At 59.2% G+C, this 19,112-nt stretch carries 18 protein-coding genes, 1 tRNA gene and 2 pseudogenes; 9 read left to right on the top strand and 12 right to left on the bottom strand.

Annotated features, from left to right (window positions below):
* Positions 1-1,316 precede the first annotated feature (1,316 nt).
* Positions 1,317-1,616 carry a hypothetical protein gene (locus tag AB4Z19_RS27650; protein WP_442029671.1) on the top strand — a complete coding sequence of 100 codons (300 nt, stop codon included), beginning with the start codon at positions 1,317-1,319 and terminating at the stop codon, positions 1,614-1,616.
* 165 nt (positions 1,617-1,781) lie between these two features.
* Here the strand turns inward: AB4Z19_RS27650 and AB4Z19_RS27645 are convergent, their stop codons facing one another.
* From AB4Z19_RS27645 to AB4Z19_RS27635, 3 genes are all read right to left on the bottom strand, one after another.
* A complete protein-coding gene (locus AB4Z19_RS27645; RefSeq protein WP_442029673.1) occupies positions 1,782-1,946 on the bottom strand; it encodes a hypothetical protein in 165 nt (54 codons plus the stop codon).
* 902 nt (positions 1,947-2,848) lie between these two features.
* On the bottom strand, positions 2,849-4,219 hold the full coding sequence (locus AB4Z19_RS27640) for an MATE family efflux transporter (RefSeq protein ID WP_442036744.1): 1,371 nt from the start codon (positions 4,217-4,219) through the stop codon (positions 2,849-2,851).
* A gap of 23 nt (positions 4,220-4,242) precedes the next feature.
* Complete coding sequence (locus tag AB4Z19_RS27635; protein WP_442036742.1) at positions 4,243-5,148, bottom strand: NmrA family NAD(P)-binding protein; 906 nt, start codon at positions 5,146-5,148, stop codon at positions 4,243-4,245.
* A gap of 183 nt (positions 5,149-5,331) precedes the next feature.
* Here AB4Z19_RS27635 and AB4Z19_RS27630 point away from each other — a divergent pair, with 183 nt between their 5' ends.
* Positions 5,332-5,883: a PadR family transcriptional regulator gene (locus AB4Z19_RS27630; protein ID WP_442030083.1), complete on the top strand. Its 552-nt coding sequence runs from the start codon at positions 5,332-5,334 to the stop codon at positions 5,881-5,883.
* A 916-nt stretch (positions 5,884-6,799) separates the two neighbouring features.
* A complete protein-coding gene (locus AB4Z19_RS27625; RefSeq protein WP_442036740.1) occupies positions 6,800-7,324 on the top strand; it encodes a hypothetical protein in 525 nt (174 codons plus the stop codon).
* Between the two features lie 50 nt (positions 7,325-7,374).
* Here AB4Z19_RS27625 and AB4Z19_RS27620 read toward each other — a convergent pair.
* Both AB4Z19_RS27620 and istB read right to left on the bottom strand, forming a co-directional pair.
* Positions 7,375-7,710: pseudogene (locus AB4Z19_RS27620) on the bottom strand (Hsp20/alpha crystallin family protein); the annotation flags it as partial.
* Between the two features lie 206 nt (positions 7,711-7,916).
* Positions 7,917-8,450: pseudogene (gene istB, locus AB4Z19_RS27615) on the bottom strand (IS21-like element helper ATPase IstB); the annotation flags it as partial.
* Positions 8,451-8,474: 24 nt separating this feature from the next.
* On the opposite strand from istB, the gene AB4Z19_RS27610 reads away from it, so the two are divergent.
* The 4 genes from AB4Z19_RS27610 to AB4Z19_RS27595 all read left to right on the top strand — a co-directional run bounded on the left by AB4Z19_RS27610 (position 8,475) and on the right by AB4Z19_RS27595 (position 10,000).
* Positions 8,475-8,699 carry a hypothetical protein gene (locus tag AB4Z19_RS27610; RefSeq protein WP_442027633.1) on the top strand — a complete coding sequence of 75 codons (225 nt, stop codon included), beginning with the start codon at positions 8,475-8,477 and terminating at the stop codon, positions 8,697-8,699.
* Positions 8,696-9,364, top strand: a complete 669-nt coding sequence (locus tag AB4Z19_RS27605; RefSeq protein ID WP_442027631.1) for a hypothetical protein — start codon at positions 8,696-8,698, stop codon at positions 9,362-9,364. Before AB4Z19_RS27610 ends, AB4Z19_RS27605 begins: the two co-directional genes overlap by 4 nt.
* A gap of 171 nt (positions 9,365-9,535) precedes the next feature.
* On the top strand, positions 9,536-9,775 hold the full coding sequence (locus tag AB4Z19_RS27600; RefSeq protein ID WP_442027630.1) for a hypothetical protein: 240 nt from the start codon (positions 9,536-9,538) through the stop codon (positions 9,773-9,775).
* Between the two features lie 9 nt (positions 9,776-9,784).
* Positions 9,785-10,000: a helix-turn-helix transcriptional regulator gene (locus AB4Z19_RS27595; RefSeq protein ID WP_442027628.1), complete on the top strand. Its 216-nt coding sequence runs from the start codon at positions 9,785-9,787 to the stop codon at positions 9,998-10,000.
* Here AB4Z19_RS27595 and AB4Z19_RS27590 read toward each other — a convergent pair.
* From AB4Z19_RS27590 to cysS, 7 genes are all read right to left on the bottom strand, one after another.
* Entirely contained in the window at positions 9,987-11,147 is a 1,161-nt protein-coding gene (locus AB4Z19_RS27590) for a tyrosine-type recombinase/integrase (RefSeq protein ID WP_442027626.1), read from the bottom strand. The genes AB4Z19_RS27595 and AB4Z19_RS27590 overlap by 14 nt on opposite strands.
* A gap of 195 nt (positions 11,148-11,342) precedes the next feature.
* Positions 11,343-11,435, bottom strand: a tRNA-Ser gene (locus AB4Z19_RS27585).
* A gap of 118 nt (positions 11,436-11,553) precedes the next feature.
* A complete protein-coding gene (locus AB4Z19_RS27580; RefSeq protein WP_442036738.1) occupies positions 11,554-12,801 on the bottom strand; it encodes an aspartate kinase in 1,248 nt (415 codons plus the stop codon).
* 135 nt (positions 12,802-12,936) lie between these two features.
* On the bottom strand, positions 12,937-14,454 hold the full coding sequence (tilS, locus tag AB4Z19_RS27575; RefSeq protein WP_442028831.1) for a tRNA lysidine(34) synthetase TilS: 1,518 nt from the start codon (positions 14,452-14,454) through the stop codon (positions 12,937-12,939).
* 44 nt (positions 14,455-14,498) lie between these two features.
* Positions 14,499-15,473, bottom strand: a complete 975-nt coding sequence (locus AB4Z19_RS27570) for an acetyl-CoA carboxylase carboxyltransferase subunit alpha (RefSeq protein ID WP_442028830.1) — start codon at positions 15,471-15,473, stop codon at positions 14,499-14,501.
* A 66-nt stretch (positions 15,474-15,539) separates the two neighbouring features.
* On the bottom strand, positions 15,540-16,115 hold the full coding sequence (locus AB4Z19_RS27565) for a DNA-3-methyladenine glycosylase family protein (protein ID WP_442036736.1): 576 nt from the start codon (positions 16,113-16,115) through the stop codon (positions 15,540-15,542).
* A gap of 65 nt (positions 16,116-16,180) precedes the next feature.
* The gene (gene cysS, locus AB4Z19_RS27560; protein WP_442036734.1) at positions 16,181-17,578 is read right to left on the bottom strand and encodes a cysteine--tRNA ligase; all 1,398 of its coding nucleotides are present in this window, start codon (positions 17,576-17,578) and stop codon (positions 16,181-16,183) included.
* A gap of 264 nt (positions 17,579-17,842) precedes the next feature.
* On the opposite strand from cysS, the gene AB4Z19_RS27555 reads away from it, so the two are divergent.
* Entirely contained in the window at positions 17,843-18,565 is a 723-nt protein-coding gene (locus AB4Z19_RS27555) for a peptidylprolyl isomerase (RefSeq protein WP_442036732.1), read from the top strand.
* Positions 18,566-18,620: 55 nt separating this feature from the next.
* A complete protein-coding gene (locus AB4Z19_RS27550; RefSeq protein ID WP_442025436.1) occupies positions 18,621-19,112 on the top strand; it encodes a peptidylprolyl isomerase in 492 nt (163 codons plus the stop codon).

The following is a 19,112-nucleotide window of genomic DNA, read 5'->3' as shown; positions in this document are numbered from 1 at the left end:
CGAGGCCTTCGCTCATGGTACGCCACTAATGTGCCCGTCGGGGGAATGAATACGACACGATGCATTGCTCTCTTAGGTAAAGCACTCAAACGCGCATGCCTTTCACTGCGCATGCCCCCGGCGCGTGGCAATGCTGGATCACCGCTTTCGATCAGACACGGAACCTTATAAAGAGCAGGCCAAGGAGCAACTGGCATACTGCTTGGCCAGGTGCTGCGTTTGGCAGGGATACTAGCTCGGCCGCGTACAGCCCCCCGTCGCGCTCACTCAACCATTGCCGCTATTCTTTTACGCGGCGGATGTCGTGAAGAGCCACTGTCGGCCCCGAATCTCCTGTATGCTCGATGTAGTAGGCGCCGCATCGATACTGCGCCAACGCTGGCTCGTAATGCGAGCCAGCATCGATCGCACTATCAACATTCGCGCATCGAGCACGCGGTAACGCGTGGCGTCAATGAAGGCCAGACAGTTTGAAAAGCGCAACGGCGAGACGGCGCGGATCGATCTTCTCCAATCAGTGAACATTACGGTTCGCGACCCCAACTTCCTCAACTCTGCTGTGGTCACGCGCTTTCGCCGCCTGAAAGGTAGTGCAAAATGGACTTCTTAATGATCGCTGCCGCCGGCTGTACTATTGGCGCAGCCGCATTGGGAGCTTGGTCATTGCGCAGCGAACATCGCAAGCGTTACCATAAAGAGCGCGGACACCAAGGTGCCCAAGGCTCACCTAGTAAGTTCATCGGACCTGCGCCTCTCGTTCGCGGACCAAAAGGTGATTGGCAGCATCCGGCTTTACCGACTTTCGATGAGGGCGACAACTGGCAGTTGAGTGACTGGGCTGCGAAGCAAGGCCTCGAAATTCGTACCTGCTTACTAAAGGATGAGCCCGAACGAAGCCCCGCTTATCAAGCGTATTTCCGGCATGCGGACCCGCATCCGGGTTACTTCGCCTGGCAACCTTCGCCTCCTGAAGGATCGGGTTGGTTCGCACTCGTAGTGAACGACACCGACACTGGCCCGCGTTGGTGTTGGGCCCGACAAAGCGTCCCGACACAGTAATTGACTCAAATGGTCGACTGTCAGCGCCCGCTGACCTGGCTAGCGCTGGATGCTGAAAAGATCGCACGGCATAGCTTCTGTCCCCGGCGCGACATAGCTCTATTGATGACACAATTTTCCTCCGCCGCCAAGCCACTGGAACTTGCGCAACTTGAAATCCGGGACTATATCGAAGAAGTGGGTCATACAAGGCAGCGATCCGCGCCGAAATTGCCCTGAACCGCCTCATGTGCCCTTGACATTTGTCCCCCGCCACAGTGAATGCCATCGATGCGTATCTCGCCGAACGCTTGACGGCGGGCGGCACGCAGGAGACGGCGGCCCCCTATCGCGGTTTGGCTCCCGACAGCAGGCAATTTCTCACGCGCTGCGGCAAACCAATGCGCATCGTCCCATGCGGCCCCATAGGACAACACCTCATCTGCAAGGAAATCCATGAAATCTATCGTCGCATCCTGGGCTATGGCGAGCTATGCGGCATCAACACTGCTTTCGGGCGACGCATCGCGACGCAAATCGCTTCATCAACGCGGCGCCAGACCGGAGGAGATCGGTGACGCGCTTGGCTTGCGAAAACCGGCGGTTTACAAACTGCTGCGGTATAGTGATGACGAGGTGACGCGCAAATCGGGAGACGCACAGCTTAACAAGCACACATGATGCAGGTAACAGCAGGGCAGCGTGGACCGAACACTATCACAGGCTGGCCACGGCAGAGCAGTTTAAGCCGAAGGCGCACAATCGACGACGCGATGGTCGCACCAGCGGCCAAGTATCACACGCAGAATCGTCGCTTCATCAACTCTCTGATCGCGCAGATATCCGATCGCGTAAGTCGATCCATGGACTTTCTTCAGATCGATGGCATGGTCGATGGCTGCGGCCACTACGGTCCTCTTACGCCGATTGGACATTGAACTCATGTGGCACCTTTTTAAGGTTGATTGCGTACCGTACAACACTAGCACTGAAAAGCGTTGCCAGAGATCGTCATTTGCTATCGAAACACGTGCCATTTAAGAGCGGCCTTATCTAGCATCGAACGCACAGCGTTAGCGCAAGTAGGAAAAGTGGATTTTGCGAATTGCAGTCCGCATCGGATCCGCTTGCCCCCTAGAACGTTGCAAGCAAATGTGTGATCAAGACAGGGCAATCAGAGCCACCACAATAACGGCTTGATTGCCGATGCGAAGCCATGGTCGTGGAGGGTAAGGCCAACGAAAGCTCATTGGTTGATGCAGCCGCAGTATACAGTACAGGAGACGCAAATTTCCACTCAGCGACGCAGCCGCAATAAGGTCATGTGCAAAGCTACCGTTAAGAACGGACCGCGTAGCTGTGTCTAGCTGGCTGCATTCGGCTCGCCATGTCACGATAGCTCGTAACTGATGAGTACATTGGAGTTCAACCACTGTCCGACAGCGTCTGCACGATGTGACTCTGGACACGGAGTACCTAATGAGCATTACAGACCGTCGATCCAACCTGCTGGACGCTGATGTCGTGTGCGCCGCGCTAAAGCTAAGTACGCTGAGAGGCCGCGTGCCGGCGTGGCATTTATTTGTAGTAACTTAGACTTGACCCGACAAGAGGCGTCAGCTGGGTTAGGTTTTCTTTGGCATTATCGGCTGCGGTTTCAGCCGGTCGTGAGCGGAAAGGCGTCATTACATCCATGTCCAGCTGCGCGAGGAAGAAACTTAACGCTCGAGCAGGTGGAAGTGGTACAACTGTCCTTGTTCGAAGAGTTTCCCGACGACGCATTCCCGGCATTTAGGCCACGAGTCGATCGCTATCGATTCCAGCGTGTCCACTTGAACCCGAGTAGACTAATTGTGGCCGCCGCCACGATGCTGACCGCCACCAGTATGAAAGCAGTGTCCAGGCTCACGTAATGTTGCTGCACCAACACCATCGCCGCCAGCGCAAACGAGCAGCGTACTACGCTGGCGATCATCGGCCAGAGAATGCGTCGCGCGCCTTGTCCCGCAAAGTACAGCTCGAAAATTACACCCAGCCCCGCGTAGAAAGGGGCGACCACGTGCGGGTACTGTGCACCGACCGCGATCGCGGCGCTATCGCTGGTGAACAGGCCTAGCCATAGTTGCGGGAACAGCGAGGCCAGCAGCCCAACCGTGCCAACCACGCCCGCAACAAACAGCACGTTGATGATCGCAATCCGACGGGCACGTTCCACGTTGCCGGCGCCCAGGTTGGTGCCCACCAGCGTGATTGCGGCAGTACCAAAGCCGAACATCACCGGTATCAACAGCATGTCGAGGCGGGAGGCTATGCCGTAGCCGGCGACGGCGGCTAGGCTGACAGCACCGGCTGCGGCAGTCAGCGCGGTGATTGCCGCGGCGGACATGACAGCGTTAATCGCCGACAGCACGCCAATGCCGAGAATCGCACGGAAATGCTTGCGCTGCAGTGAATGGCGGCACAAGCGTAGCGTGGTAGAAGGCGAGCGCATGTACCGCACCACCACGCTCAGCGCGGCGATATTGCATAACACCTGGGCGACGCCAGCGCCCGCCACACCCATGTGCGGTGCACCAAGCCAGCCGTTAATCAGCACTGGTGACAATACCAGTCCCCCCATCGCGCCGCCGAGGATAATCTTGGCAGGCACCTTGACGTTACCGGTTCCGCGCAAGGCGGCCAGCAGCAACAACAATATCCAAAACGGGATTGCACCGCCGAACAGGATGTTCGAGTACAGCACCGCCTGCTTCAGTGCTGCGCCGCTGCCGCCAAGGCTGCGGTACAACGCCGGGCCGGCCAGGATCAGCAGTAGCGAGAACAGCCCGCCCGCCGCGATCCCGATGACCAGCGCGTGCCACGCCAGGCTTTCCGCCTCGTCCTGTCGGCGGGCGCCGCCGGCGCGAGCGATCGCTGACGACACTCCGCCGCCGATGCCTGCGCTTGCCATCGTGGTCATCAGCACCATCACAGGAACGACTAGCGATGCGGCCGCGATCGCTTGCAAGCCCAGCGAGCTGACAAAATAGGTCTCGGCGACACCAACCAGTGTCGTTATAAACATGACGGCGACGGTCGGCAAGGCAAGACGAATCAAAAGGGACAACACCGGACCGTGGACCATGGAATTGATCGGGGACGACTTGATTTTTTCGGCCTGAGGAGCGAGGGTAGCGGACATGGTTTCCTCTTAAAGAATGCAGATCAGGCTGGTGCGAACGCGGCCGCGTTGCGGCGCACGAATTCGGCGGCGGAAATTGGCGCGCGGCCGACCAGTTGCTGGAACGTATCGGTCATGCGGTCATAGCGGTTGTCGCGGTGCAGCTGGGCCATAGTGACCAGGTGGGCGATCAGATACGCTGGCTGCTTGAACTCCACCAGCTTGGCTTCCCACATCTGCGGGGGTACGTTGACGTACTGGATGGTGCGGCCCAGTGCACTGCTGAACTCCTGCGCCAGCTCGCTCATAGTCATCGATTGCGGGCCGGTCAACTCATAGACCTGGCCGATGTGCGGCGCCGGGTTGGTCAACACGGCTGCGGCTGCCGCCCCCACATCGGTGGCGGCGATCGGCGACGTGCGGCCCTCGGCAAACGGCAGGCGGATGGCGTTGTCGGCACGGATGCTCCTGGCGGCCGGCAGGAACAGGCCCTCAAAGAATGCGGTTGGCCGCAGGTAGACCACCGGCAGGCCCGACCAGCGCAACATCTGCTCGGCGAGCCAGTGCTGTTGCTGTTGCGGGCTGTTGGTAGTCTCGGTCTCGCTCATCTGCGACACGGTCATCTGCGACAGATTAACGATAGCCTTTACTCCGAGGCTCCTCGCGGTGGCCGCGACGTTTGTAGCCGCCACCAGATAGTCTGGCGAAACCGACATTGTGAAATACACCGTCGAGCAACCCTGCATGGCCGCGCGCAGGGCGACGATGTCTAGCATGTCGGCTACCATGACTTCGGCGCCCATTTCACGCAACTGGTCGGCGCGCGCGTCGAGCTTGCGCACTATGGCGCGGACGCGACGACCTTGCTTCAGCAGGATGGTAATGACCGCGCGCGCGGTCGAGCCGACGCCGCCCGCAGCGCCAGTGACGAGGATGGTTTCTTGGGACATGACTTTTTTCCTTCTGTTAATGAGTGAAGTGATCAATGAACAACGAGCGGCGCCTTCTCGGACCGCCATGGTAAGATCTGGTATGTAGGAAAATACATAGTGCCATGGATTTTTAACTATGTCAAAACTAACATAGTTGATTTGCCTGCGCGTTGAGGTGACCAAGGAGAAGGAGCAAGGCGAGTGAGTGATCTGAAGGACGCCGGTAAGGAAAAGCCGCTGAAAAATGTGCTGTTGGCCGGTATTTATAACGAGCCGCGTTCTGGCTACGAGCTGACCAAATGGCTTCAGCAGGGAGGCCAGCATTGCTGGTCAGTCGACCATAGTTCGGTGTATCCGGCCTTGCGCGAAATGGAGAAGGACGAGCTGATTCGATCGGAACGCCTGCCCGGAACGCGCGGGCCGGAACGTTCAATCTACAGCCTGACCGCGGCGGGCATCGAGAAGTTGACGGCATGGGTGGCGAAAGGTTCGCCGCGCCCGGCCATCAAGGATGAGCAGATACTGCGGGTACTGTGTTTCGATCTGCTGCCGCGCGACACCGCGCTACAGCAAATCCGCGAGGTTCGCGCCGACCACGTGGCGCAGCTTGAATTCTTCCTCGAAAGGCAAGCTGTGCTGACCGAGAAGCAGTTGGGACCGCTGCTGGTGACGCGCCGCGGCGTGCTGGCCGAACAAGCCTACATCGCGTGGTGCGACGAGGTGGCGGAAATGATCGCTCGCAGACCAAGCTGATGGAAGCCGAACGACACTAATCGCTGCGGAAGCGGTCGTTCGTATGACGCCAAGTATTAGAACGGGTCGGGGTTAGTACAGGCCTGGCAGAACTCTAGCTCATCTGACATTTCGTGTCGGATCAAGTTTGAACTAGTACAATTTATTGCGGCATTGCGCAATCGAGGCAGATGTCGCAGCCTGCGTTCTCTCCGGTACCGGCCCGTGCCGTCACAACGATCATCTACTCGATCGGAACGCGATGACTGTGCCCGGAACCTTTACTGGCGGATCGCTCCGGACGCCATCGACGATAGGTTCCGCGGAATCCTCCGTGGAAACACCAAAGCGTCGCGTTAATCTGGCCACTGCGGCGGTGTGCGATCGTGCAGTCCGCGTCTTGAACACTGCAGGCCGACAGTATGCAGACACCTTGCTGCAGATGTATGGACTGAAGACGGCCACGATCATGCGCGTCCTGTACGATCCCTCGCTAAGGCGCAAGTTGTCGGTCACCGATTCCCTCAAGCCGGATAAATGACCAACTACCGCACGCAAGCGGGAAAAAACTATCTCACGTGCGAGGCAGGTCGATACGGACGCTAATCGTACGCGCACTTCAGTGGCGTACACTGCATGCATCTGGCAACGGCGCAACGCCCGATTAAAACAGGATGCCCCGTCCTCTCCGGCGACGAAACAGACCGAGCGACACAATCCGCTTGCTAGCGCTCCGAACTCAACCACATCGCGTCTGGGACCAGCGGAGTTGCGAATCCCTGACCCAAGGTCCACCGAGATGATCTTGAGGCTATTGGCATCAATTAGCCATTTGTGAGGTGACCAGCGAGACCTCCGAGGGGTCTCGTCCAGCAATCGCATCGGCCATACCGCCAGACTCTCGCATTTCGCTTGAAATCCTGGTCGCTGGCTCGCCGTGGATGGCAGTGTCGTCACCGCTCCCTTCGCCCACAGGATGATGTTCGAGACATTTCCCTTGGTGATATCCAATATTTTGAAAGAAAACTGGACTTTAATGCTGCGTCACAACATACTGGTCCTGTCTCCTCTATTCCCCTCCAAGGAAATAGATTCAACCCGCTCGATGAGCGGGTTTTTTTTAACGCGCTGCATAGAGCGTGTCGCGGACAGAAAGGGGGCGTTATCTTTGGCCGACGGTGCGCCGCATCGCCCTACTTGTGAGATTCAGCAATTTGTCGAATGCATGGAGCGCCGTACCGGCGCCATTTACGCTTCACTGCGCACGGCGGTCCCGCCGCTGGCCGCGCCAGCTACGGCACCGCGGGTCAGATCGATGAGGCCAAGGTCTGCCATGCGGCGCAAAGAACACCCTTTGCTTGGGTTTGATGTTGCGCTTTGCGCCGAAATGCCAAATCCCGCAGCCCTACGGATGGTTCTGGAGCAACGGATTAGAAATCTGCTGCTCTACCAGTTGTGCTAACGGCACCGTTCGCCACATCCCTCTCCGCTTCCGGCGCGAATTGGAGGCCCCTAGTCGATATCGATTACGCGGCTCGCGGAGCGCGACGGCTCCGATTTCGGCACGGTCAACGTCAACACGCCATTGTCAAACTTCGCCAGGGCATGGTCCGGCTCGGCGTTTTCCGGCATCGGAATTGTACGCACGAACCGGCCATGGGCGCGTTCAAGTCGGTAACAGCCCGCTTCCTCGTTACACATGTCCTGTTTTTTCTCGCCCCGCAATACCAGCGCCCCATCCTCGACGGTGAGGTTGAGATCGCCTCGCTCCATGCCGGGCAGCTCAGCGGTTACGCGCAGCACTGGCCCTTCATCGACTACGTCAATGCGCGGTTGGAAGCGCGATTGTTGGCGCTGATTGAAATTTGACCCAACCTGCTGATTGAATTTTGACCCAGGGGCGGGGTGCCGAGTTTGAAGCATCGGCTGTGGATAAGTGTACCAAATAACAAGGGGGATTCGCGTAGGGCGCCGCCCGAAGCGAATCCCCCTTGGGGCGGTAGATAGCAATTAACGAGATAAACGATTTATCTCATTGCTTGTTTCGCCGTGCTTCAAATCGGATCGGCCGAATCACTAGCCTTGCCGGACTTGCGCCTTTGCTCCCGTTCCTTAATCCTTCCCTTGGCGGCCATGCTGCTGTGCTGGAAGCGGTAGGAGTCATTGCCGGTCTCCACGATATGGCAGTGGTGGGTCAACCGGTCCAGCAGCGCCGTGGTCATCTTGGCGTCGCCGAACACGGCAGACCATTCCGCGAAACTCAGGTTGGTAGTAATGGCGACGCTCGTGTGCTCGTACAGCTTGGAGAGCAAATGGAACAGGAGCGCCCCGCCTGCCTGGCTGAAGGGAAGATAGCCCAGCTCGTCGAGGATGACGAGGTCCATGCGCGGCAGCGACTGTGCGATGCGGCCAGCTTTGCCCTCTCGCTTTTCCCGTTCCAGCGCGTTGACCAGATCGACTGTCGAGTAGAAGCGGACGCGCTTACCCATGGCAGTGATGCCCGCCACGGCGATAGCAGTCGCCAAGTGCGTTTTGCCGGTGCCGGGTCCGCCGATGAACACGACGTTCTGCGCGGTGTCGGTAAAGGTACCAACATGGAAAGGCATCCCGCGATGAACGATACGACTAAACCCGCTGCAGTACAGCCAATACCGAGCATGATGTTCGAAAGCCCGGTGCGGATAATTCGGACCAACTATCCAGAACCAGTAGGGTATTGGGTTCTTTATCCAGGAGCGCCAGCGTTGACGAAATTTGCCATCTACAGCAAGCCGACTGAGGAGCAGATCAAAAACACGGGAGAATTACTCGGTTGGGGCTGGGAGGACGCAAAATGACTGAATTGTCGAATAACAAACCGAAGGCAAGCGCAGTACCGGAACAGCCGGAAATGGAATCGCTGGCTGACCTGACGTATGCGCAGCAAACGCCAGAAGATTGGGATGCCGATTACAAGTCCACTTGGCAGAAGCTTCAGGTAGCAGAGCGCAACAAGGCTCAATGGCGTACCTACGCTTTGAAACTCCATTCGATATTGACCGGCACCGCAGCCGTTCCTGTCGCTTTCGCCGCTTCACCACAGGCAGATGAAGCGCCAGATCCCCGCCCGCTGTTTGATCGAAAGCTAGCCGACCTGAAGCAGCGCGGCTACGAGGTGATCGGGCGCATCCTGCACAAGGATGGCGAGTATGCTCTGTTCGACAGTTCGTGCCGCTGGCTCACGCAGCCGCAATACTGGCGCCTGATGCATGAGCAGGATGGCTCGCTGTTCGCTGAACCTAAGGCAGTAGAGCCAGTGGCGTGGATAGACCCGCAAGCGCTCGTAAATTTCAAAGCGGGCACTGCCACGAAAGAATGGATGTGGGCAAGTGAAGACTTCGGACTTGTGCCAGTTTATGGCCGCGCAGCACCGCTACAGCAGGTGCCAAGCTGCGAAATCTGCGAAGGCACTGGCGTTACCTACGGTAAGCGGTGTGAGTGCGTGGGGCGTGAAAATGCGTGACACCTTCTTTTGCTGGATGGCGCTCCTGTGCTTTGCCTCAATCAACTTTGGCGCGGCGCCTGCCCGAACCGCAGATGGCCATGCGCAATGGGGCTACGTGCTTGTGTATGGCGCGCTCGGAGTGGTTGCTGGCGCCTGCCTTGGCGGCCATAGGTCTAAGGGTGGCAAGCCATGACCACCATCCAAACCGCCTTCGAGAACTACTGCCATGACAAGCCAGTAGACCTCCGCAAGAAAGCCGATGGACGGTACTTGATGGGCAGCACGCGAACGATGTGGCGCGAGTTCAAGGTGATCTACGAGATCGGGCAGGCCGCCGGCCGGTGTGAGGCACCAGGCAGGAAGCCAATGGGTGAGGCGCTGCAGCAGCTGGCCAGCCAGGCGCGGGCAATGGGTATGTGTGACGAATAGGAGCAGACGATGTCGGATATGAGCCAAATGAACATGATGGCGGCCACAGTCGAGGACCGGGTCATTTACCGTCAGGACTTGTACGCGATGCTGGGGGTTACATCAGAGACGCTGCGCCGCTGGCTGCGCGATGGTAAGTTACCGCCGCCCGATGTCGCAATCACGCAGCGCACGGTCGGCTGGCGGTTGTCGACGCTTCAGGCGGCCGGGATTAGGCTTCTTTAAGTAGCCAGTCCGCATAGTCCTGCATCATTCCCCGGCGCTGCTTTAAGTATTCCGCAGAGTTGTAAGCGCCGCGCACTTCGTTCTCCTCTACGTGCGCGAGCTGCATCTCGATCCAATCGCGGTTGTACTCATTTTCGTTGGCCCAGGTCGAGCCAACCTTGCGCCAGCCGTGGCCGGTCATCTTTCCTTTGAATCCGATCCGATGAATAAGGTAGAGAATCGCGTTCTCGCTCATTGGCCTGGTGGCGGTGCGATCGTTCGGGAACACGTACTTACTTCCGCGCGCGCGGCGCTTCAATTCCGTGAATAGCTGTTGCGCCTGCTTTGACAGTGGTACCAAGTGCTCGCGGCCGCCCTTCATCCTATGAGCCGGAACGCGCCACAGGTCACCCTCTATCTCATCCCAAGTCATACTCCGAAGTTCATCGGTCCTGGTCCATGTCAACGCCAGAAGTTTGCACGCCAGCACCGATTGAGTCATCTCCTCTAACGCCATGCGCTCTAGAAACGGGTGGACATCCGCAAGTGGCAGCGCAGCAAACCCAACCGCCTTTTTGCGAGAGAATGCGACCTTAGGGTTGATGGCGGCAGCCGGATTGCCATCACAGTATCCATGTTGATGCGACCATTCCACTACGTGACTCACCCACATCCTAAGGCGCCTCACGTACACACTCTTGCCTTCTTGATCCACAGGACGAAGCGCCTCCATCAGCTGCTCCTTGGTTATGTCTCGGACCATCGCCTTGCCAAGCGTCGGAGACATGTACATCTCGTACGCGCTGCGCGCATTTTTCCGATACCCCTCTTTGGTATCAGTGCGGCCCGCCCAATACTTTTCGTGCGCCTCATCGAGCGTTATCGAAGGCTTGCCGGCAGACTTGCTTTTCAAGTCTTCACCATCCAGGAGGCGTAGGCGCAGCGCATCACGGCGCTCACGCGCATCTTTCAGGCCGATCAATGGGTAAGGCCCAATCACTGCCGTCTGCTGCTTACCGTTGGCATCGCGATAGGCCATGCGCCATACCTTGTTTCCACTGGGCAGAACAGCAAGCATTAGCCCGTGGCCGTCGAATAGTTTGCGTAGCTTGCCGTCGTTCGGCGTGGCTCGACGGCAATCAGCGTCGGTGAGTGAATTGATGGCCATGGCAGCGTTTTGTAGGTACGGTCAAAGGCGATGCCTAATGATACCTACAAATGAACCTACACGCGCATGTGTGACTGGGGATTGTTGTGTTGCTGAATGTGCGACTCGTTGTCGCTAGCCACCCACTAACTCCTTGATTCTACTGAATTTAGTGATGGTTATCGCGGGGTATTGTTTGCCAACCTTGAGTGTGGTTGGCGGAGACGGTGGGATTCGAACCCACGATACAGGTTTTGCCCGTATGCTTCCTTAGCAGGGAAGTGCCTTCGGCCACTCGGCCACGTCTCCTCGCTGATTGCTCAACGATCGTCTGTTCTTTACATTGCTGCGTCAGATCAGACGACCGCCATATTAATGACCGAACCCGCTTTGGTCAAGGCAATCCAACGGTTTTTTTTGGAAATATTTACGCTTTGTCCAGTTCGAACGCTTTGTGCAGCGCGCGCACGGCCAGCTCCATGTATTTCTCGTCGATCAGCACGGAAATCTTGATCTCGGAAGTGGAGATCATCATGATGTTGATGCCCTCTTCCGCCAGGGTCTGGAACATCTTGGAGGCTACGCCCACGTGCGAGCGCATGCCCACGCCGACCACGGAGATCTTGGACACTTTCGCATCGCCCACCAGGGTGTGGTGGCCGATCTCGCCCTTCTCGTTGTGCAGCACGTCCATGGCCTTCTGGTAGTCGTTGCGCGACACGGTGAAGGTGAAGTCGGTCTTGCCGTCAACGGCCTGGTTCTGGATGATCATGTCGACTTCGACATTGGCGTCGGCAACCGGGCCCAGGATGTGGAAGGCGACGCCGGGACGATCCGGCACGCCCAGCACGGTGATTTTGGCTTCGTCACGGTTGAAGGCGATGCCGGAGATAACTGCTTGTTCCATATTCTTGTCTTCCTCAAACGAAATCAGGGTGCCCGAGCTGGCTTCTTCGGCGAGATCCATCAGCGGATCGGTCAGCGAGGACAGCACGCGGGTCGGTACGCGGTAGTTGCCGGCGAATTCCACCGAGCGGGTCTGCAGGACCTTGGAGCCCAGGGACGCCAGTTCCAGCATCTCTTCGAAGGTGATCGCCTTCAGGCGGCGCGCTTCGGAGACCACACGCGGATCGGTGGTGTAGACGCCGTCGACGTCGGTATAGATCAGGCATTCGTCGGCCTTCAATGCGGCGGCAATCGCCACCGCAGAGGTGTCCGAACCGCCGCGGCCCAGCGTGGCGATGTTGTCGTTCTCGTCCACGCCCTGGAAGCCGGTAATGATGACGATCTTGTTCTCTTCCAGGTCCTTGCGCACGCGGGCATCGTCAATCGACTGGATGCGCGCTTTGGTGAAGGCGGAGTCGGTTTTAATTGCCACTTGCCAGCCGGTGTAGGAAACCGCGTCCTTGCCAATGGCTTGCAGCGCCATCGACAGCAGGCCCACGGAGACTTGCTCGCCGGTAGAGGCGATCATGTCCAGCTCACGCGGGTCGGGCGGGTTTTGCACTTCCTTGGCCAGGGCAATCAGACGGTTGGTTTCGCCGGACATTGCCGACGGCACCACCACGATCTGATGTCCCGCATCGTGCCATTTGGCGACGCGACGCGCGACGTTTTTGATGCGTTCCGTCGAGCCCATCGACGTACCGCCGTATTTGTGGACAATTAAAGCCATGCTTGTATTTCCGCACTGATGTGATAAAGGAGCCCTTTACTCTACATGCTGCGTTGCAAAATCTCAAGTCAAAAAGGTACTAAACTCATACCAATTTGGCATAAGTACATACGTATAGACAACTGTAGACGAAGATTATTCGGCTTCCCAGCGGAAAACTATGCGCGGGGCCTGACCAGTGGTCAGTTTATGGCAGTCCATGCCGATTCCCTTCGCATATAAAAGTTGGCCAGGAATGGATATCAGAATGGCTCTTTCGCGCTCCCAGGCGGGAACGCCCAGGGATTGGTAGTGGTGCTTGAGATCGCGCGTGGGGCGATTGTGGGCGGGCTTGAGGCGTTCGCCGCCGTGCCGCTTGCCGATGGTTAGCAGCTGTTGGCCCAGCCAGTCCGGGTCCATGCCCTCCGCAGCCAGCTCAATGTGCAGCGTGCCACCGTATGCAGGGAACGCCAACGCCGTTTCGCCATTCCAGCGGAAGTGGTGGTCGACTTCCGGCAACGCCGGGCGGCGCGGGACGAGGTAGAGCGTGTCGCGGTGGCGGCGCACTTCGCAGTCGGGATGGGTGACGCGCAGATTGGCGTCATCGCGCGCGGTCAGCGCCTGCTCGCGCATTTCGGCGAGCCAACTGGTCGATGGCAGACGGATCTGGCGCTGCGCGAACCAGTGGCGCAGCAAGTTGTTGCAGCGGTCTTCGGACATGGCGCGCAGGCGCGACAGGTCCAGCCCTGAATGTGGGTCGACGCCCTCGCCTCTTGCGGCATGGGTCACGCGGCCATGCGACGCGGCGGCGCTGCTCGACGGGTCAGCGGCCGCATCGGAAGGCGCATCGGCAACGGCGCGGCGATCCGCAGTGGCGGGCGCAGCAGGATCGCGCAGGCAGGCGTGGAGGTCGTCGGCGGCGAGTTCGTCGAGGAGGCGCTGCGCGGATTGGGCGTGCCTGGCGCTGCGGGCGAAGCGGTCCTGGTAGCCGGGGAAGGCGCGCTCCAGTTGCGGCATCACGCTGTGCCTCAACGCGTTGCGGGCGTAGCGCTGGTCGGTGTTGGATTCGTCTTCGATGTGGGCGATGCTGTGCTCGCGCACGTAGTCTTCGAGCTCGGCGCGGCTGGCAGTCAACAGCGGACGTGCGAGCAGGATGTCTTCGGAGCCCAGCAGGCCAGGCGCGCGATTGGCGGCGTCCATGCCGGACAGGCCTGCGGGACCGGAGCCGCGCAGCAGTTGAAGCAGGATGGTTTCGGCCTGGTCGTCCTGATGGTGGGCGGTCAGCAGCAGCTTGATGCCATGTTCGCGGCACATCTCGCCCAGTGCTGCATAGCGCTGCTTGCGCGCGGCGGCTTCGGTGCCGGAGCGCTTGTCGTCCAGCGTGATGTAGCGCGTAGCGAAGGTGACGCCCAGCGCGGCGCACTCGCGCTCGCAATGGGCGAGCCAGGCATCGGCGTTGGCGCTGAGGCCATGATGTACGTGGAAAGCAAACAGGCGCGGCGAGTGCGCAGCGGTGGACGCGGCGGCGCGGGACAAGGCGTGGGCCAGGTGCAGGAGCGCGGAGGAGTCCAGGCCGCCGCTGAGAGCGATGGCGACGCCCTCCCCGGCCGCGCGCGGGAGCGCGGCGAGGGATGCTGCGAAGAGGGAGTCGAGTGAGGCGGGCTGCTGGTTCATGCTGTCAGCCCGCCGGGCATCGGACGGGCTGGCGAACGCGCGGATTATTCCGGCGCGTTGGTTTCCTTGAACTTACCGTAGCTCATCAGCTTCTCGTGACGGGCCGTCAGCAGGTCCTTGGTCTTGACGCCCTGGAACTGGCGCAGGGAATCGGCCAGTGCGCGCTTGAGCAGCTTGGCCATTTCTTTCGGATCGCGATGAGCGCCGCCCAGCGGTTCGCTGACGATCTTGTCGATCAGGCCCATGGCCTTCAGGCGGTGCGCGGTCAGGCCCAGTGCCTCAGCAGCGTCGGAAGCGCGCTCGGAGGTCTTCCACAGGATGGAAGCACAGCCTTCCGGCGAGATCACGGAGTAAGTCGCGTATTGCAGCATCAGCACCTGGTCGCCCACGGCGATTGCCAGTGCGCCGCCGGAACCGCCTTCACCGATAATGGTGGCGATCAGCGGCACTTTCAGCTCGGCCATCACGTACAGGTTGTGGCCGATCGCTTCGGACTGGCCGCGCTCTTCAGCGTCGATGCCAGGGAAAGCGCCAGGGGTATCCACAAAGGTGAAGATCGGCAGGTTGAACTTCTCGGCAACCTTCATCAGGCGCATCGCCTTGCGATAGCCTTCAGGCTTCGGCATGCCGAAATTGCGCATGGCGCGTTCTTTGGTGTCGCGGCCCTTCTGGTGACCGATCACCATGCAAGGCTGGCCATTGAAGCGCGCCAGGCCGCCAACGATGGACTGGTCGTCCGCATAGGTGCGGTCGCCGTGCAGTTCGTGGAAGTCGGTAAAGATCTCGTTCACGTAGTCCATGGTGTATGGACGCTGTGGGTGACGAGCGATCTGAGAAACCTGCCAAGGCGTGAGCTTGGCGTAAATATCCTTGGTCAGCTGTTGGCTCTTTTTAGCCAGACGGTCGATTTCTTCCGAAATATCGACGGCCGAATCGTCTTGCACGAAACGCAGCTCTTCAATTTTGGAATCCAGTTCCGCAATCGGTTGTTCAAAATTGAGGAAAGTCGTTTTAATCATTGTACCTCCGAGTGTTTCACCGCCAGGGCTACCCGCTTTTGGCAGGCGGCACGGCGTCCATTTTCGCTATTTTACCGGAACCGGGTCCAGACTACGCCATAAATACCAGGTGGCTACCGTTTTGAAAGGTTCCCAATTGGCGGCGACTTCCCGCGCATCGCTACGGGAAACCGGCTCTCCGGAGAAGTAATTCTGGCTGATGCCGTCGATCAAACGGGGATCATCCAGCGGCAGCACATTGGGACGGAGCAGATTAAATATCAAAAACATCTCTGCTGTCCAGCGCGTAATGCCGCGGATTTGAACCAGTTCCGCAATGACCGCTTCATCGTCCATCTGGCCCCATTCGGCGGCATGCACCTTCTTCGTCTTGAAGTGGTCAGCCAGGTCCAGGATGTATTCGGTCTTGCGTTTAGACAGGCCGCAAGCGGCCAGTTGTACCGCGCCAGCCTTTTGCACGGCGGCGGGAGAAAACTTGGGGCAGGCATCCAGCAGCTTGGCCCAGGCCACATTGGCGGCCTTGGGCGTGACTTGCTGGTTGACGATGGAACGCGCCAGGGTGGTAAACGGATCGTCGTGGCCGACCAGGTGCAGGTCGCCGAACTGGGGAATCAGGCGGTTCATGATGCGGTCCCGCTTCATGAGCTCTGCCTTGGCTTCCTCCCAATACGGCGGCACCGGGGCCGCTTTCTCCCTGGCCTGGACCATTATGCGCGGCGCCAGTTCGTGGTGCCGTCAGGCTTGTCTTCGAGGACGATGCCGGCTGCCAGCAGGTCAGCGCGGATCTTGTCCGACTTGGCGAAGTCGCGCGCCTTCTTGGCCGCGGCACGCTCGGCGATGGCGACGCCGAGCGCTGCTTCGTCCATGCCCTCGCCTGCCGCACCGGCCGGTGTGGCCTTGCGGAACTCGTCCGGGCTGCGCTCCAGCAGGCCAATCACGGCCGCCAGGCCTTGCAGCTGGCGCACGGCCGCAGGCGACTTGGTCTTGTTGACTTCCGACGCCAGGTCGAACAGCACGGACACGGCCACCGGCGTGTTGAAGTCATCGTTCATCGCTTCGGCGAAGCGCTTGGCGTTGTCTTCGTTCCAGTCCAGCGGCTGGCCATCGCCTTCCACGCCATCCAGCGCGGTGTAGAGACGGGTCAGTGCACCGCGCGCGTCGTCCAGGTGGGCGTCCGAATAGTTCAGCGGGCTGCGGTAGTGGGCGCGCAGGATGAAGAAGCGCACCACTTCGGCATCGTACTTTTCCAGCACTTCGCGGATGGTGAAGAAATTGCCCAGCGATTTGGACATCTTCTCGTTATCGACGCGCACGAAGCCGTTGTGCACCCAGTAGTTCACCATATCGTGGCCGAAGGCGCCTTCCGACTGGGCGATCTCGTTCTCATGGTGCGGGAACTGCAGGTCGGCGCCGCCGCCGTGGATGTCGAACTGTTCGCCCAGCAGCGCGCAGGACATCGCGGAGCACTCGATGTGCCAGCCCGGACGGCCCTTGCCCCATTTGGAGTCCCACTTCACTTCTTCCGGTTCGGATTCCTTGGCGGACTTCCACAGCACGAAATCGAGCGGATCGCGCTTGCCGGTGTTGACGTCCACGCGCTCGCCGGCGCGCAGGTCGTCCAGCGACTTGCCGGACAGCTTGCCGTAGCCCGCGAAATTGCGCACGGCGTAGTTCACGTCGCCATCGTCGCCCTGATAAGCCAGGTCTTTGTCTTCCAGCTTCTGGATGATGTCCAGCATCTGCGGCACGTACTGCGTCGCGCGCGGCACATTGGTCGGCTCCAGAATACCCAGCGCCTCACAGTCCTCATTCATGTACTGGATGAAGCGGCCGGTCAGCTGGCCGATGGTTTCGCCGTTTTCCACGGCGCGCTTGATGATCTTGTCGTCGATGTCCGTGATGTTGCGGACATACTGGACGGCATAACCCGATGTCTTCAGCCAGCGGTAGATCACGTCAAACGCCATCAGCATGCGGCCGTGGCCGACGTGGCAGTAGTCATAGACGGTCATGCCGCACACGTACATGCGGACTTTGCCCTCTTCGATCGGTTTGAACGTCTGCTTCTCGCGCGCCAGCGTGTTGTAAATCTTTAAATTACTCATCGGGTCCTGGTAAAACGGGCTGGCCTCGCCATAGCAGAACGACAAGAGGGCGCAGACACGAGAAGTGCCGCGCCAGTCGTCTGTGCAGTGGAATCCGACCGCCCTTTGTTATAGTTCTTCTTTGTTAGAATGGAACGTCAGCGGAAGTATAGCATTGATAAAAACGCCCGAGCGAGATTGCGGCGGATCAATGATCCGCCCTACGCCACAATGTAGGGCGGGTCATTGACCCGCCGTCACCGCATCATAAAAGGAAAAAGACATATGCAGAAGTTGAAGAGCCTGGCCTTCGCGGCCATGCTGCTGACCGGCGCCGTGCACGCGGCCGAGAATCCCCAGGTCTCCATGAAGACCACGATGGGCGAAATCATCGTCGAACTGGACCAGGAAAAGGCGCCGATCTCGACCGCCAATTTCATGGCTTACGTAAAGAGCGGCTTCTACAAGGACACCATTTTCCACCGCGTGATCAATGGCTTCATGATTCAGGGCGGCGGCTACACCTCGGACCTGAAGAGCAAACAGGGTCTGCGCCCCACCATCAAGAGCGAAGCAAAGAACGGCCTGCACAACGACGCTTATACGATCGCGATGGCGCGCCACGACGATCCGAATTCCGGCCAGTCGCAGTGGTTCATCAACGTGGTCGACAACCCCGGCCTCGACTATCCAGCGCCGGACGGCAATGGCTACGCGGTGTTCGGCCGTGTGATCCAGGGCAAGGAGACGGTCGACAAGATCAAGACCGTGCTGGTGGACGACAAGCCGAATTTCCAGAACATTCCTGTGGTGCCGATCGTGGTGAAGTCGGTGACGGTGCTCAAGCATCGCATCGTGCCGCCTCCGCCTCCAGCGCCAACACCTGAACCCGCGCCTGAGCAGCAGCAACCGGCCGCCGAACCAGCGCCAGTTCCGACGCCAACTCCGGTCCCGGCACCGGCCGAACCAGCGCAGCAGCCCGTGCCAACGCCCGAAGCGTTAAAATAGCGTTTTGCCATTGGCTGCGGTACACTCCCGGCCCTCGTATTAAAGGAAAAAGAACATGACCACCATCACCATCACCACCAACAAAGGCAAGATCGTCGCTGAACTGGATGCTGAAAAAGCACCGAAGACCGTCGAGAACTTCCTGCACTACGTGAACGCAGGCCACTACGACAACACCATCTTCCACCGCGTGATTGACGGTTTCATGATCCAGGGCGGCGGTTTCGAGCCAGGCATGAAGCAGAAGCCGACCGACCAGACCGTGGAAAACGAAGCCAAGAATGGCCTGAAGAACGAGCCTTACACCCTGGCCATGGCCCGTACCTCGGCGCCGCACTCCGCCTCCGCACAGTTCTTCATCAACGTGAAGAACAACTCCTTCCTGGACTACCCAGGCCAGGACGGCTGGGGCTACGCCGTATTCGGCAAAGTGACCGAAGGTACCGACGTGGTCGATGAAATCCGCAAAGTGCGCACCACCCGCTCCGGCATGTTCGCCGACGTGCCAGTGGAAGACATCATCATCGAAAAAGTCGAAGCCGCTTAA

This window comes from Pseudoduganella sp. RAF19 (genome assembly GCF_052114165.1).
Lineage (GTDB): Bacteria > Pseudomonadota > Gammaproteobacteria > Burkholderiales > Burkholderiaceae_D > Rugamonas.
This window is presented reverse-complemented; position numbering and strand designations above follow the sequence as displayed.

Bases quoted from the DNA above. Each gene is read 5' to 3' on its own strand.
- AB4Z19_RS27640 (WP_442036744.1), bottom strand. From the start codon at position 4,219: ATGTCCGCTACCCTCGCTCCTCAGGCCGAAAAAATCAAGTCGTCCCCG.
- AB4Z19_RS27635 (WP_442036742.1), bottom strand. From the start codon at position 5,148: ATGTCCCAAGAAACCATCCTCGTCACTGGCGCTGCGGGCGGCGTCGGC.
- AB4Z19_RS27610 (WP_442027633.1), top strand. From the start codon at position 8,475: ATGAACGATACGACTAAACCCGCTGCAGTACAGCCAATACCGAGCATG.
- AB4Z19_RS27605 (WP_442027631.1), top strand. From the start codon at position 8,696: ATGACTGAATTGTCGAATAACAAACCGAAGGCAAGCGCAGTACCGGAA.
- AB4Z19_RS27600 (WP_442027630.1), top strand. From the start codon at position 9,536: ATGACCACCATCCAAACCGCCTTCGAGAACTACTGCCATGACAAGCCA.
- AB4Z19_RS27595 (WP_442027628.1), top strand. From the start codon at position 9,785: ATGTCGGATATGAGCCAAATGAACATGATGGCGGCCACAGTCGAGGAC.
- AB4Z19_RS27590 (WP_442027626.1), bottom strand. From the start codon at position 11,147: ATGGCCATCAATTCACTCACCGACGCTGATTGCCGTCGAGCCACGCCG.
- AB4Z19_RS27580 (WP_442036738.1), bottom strand. From the start codon at position 12,801: ATGGCTTTAATTGTCCACAAATACGGCGGTACGTCGATGGGCTCGACG.
- tilS (WP_442028831.1), bottom strand. From the start codon at position 14,454: ATGAACCAGCAGCCCGCCTCACTCGACTCCCTCTTCGCAGCATCCCTC.
- AB4Z19_RS27570 (WP_442028830.1), bottom strand. From the start codon at position 15,473: ATGATTAAAACGACTTTCCTCAATTTTGAACAACCGATTGCGGAACTG.
- AB4Z19_RS27565 (WP_442036736.1), bottom strand. From the start codon at position 16,115: ATGAAGCGGGACCGCATCATGAACCGCCTGATTCCCCAGTTCGGCGAC.
- cysS (WP_442036734.1), bottom strand. From the start codon at position 17,578: ATGAGTAATTTAAAGATTTACAACACGCTGGCGCGCGAGAAGCAGACG.
- AB4Z19_RS27555 (WP_442036732.1), top strand. From the start codon at position 17,843: ATGCAGAAGTTGAAGAGCCTGGCCTTCGCGGCCATGCTGCTGACCGGC.
- AB4Z19_RS27550 (WP_442025436.1), top strand. From the start codon at position 18,621: ATGACCACCATCACCATCACCACCAACAAAGGCAAGATCGTCGCTGAA.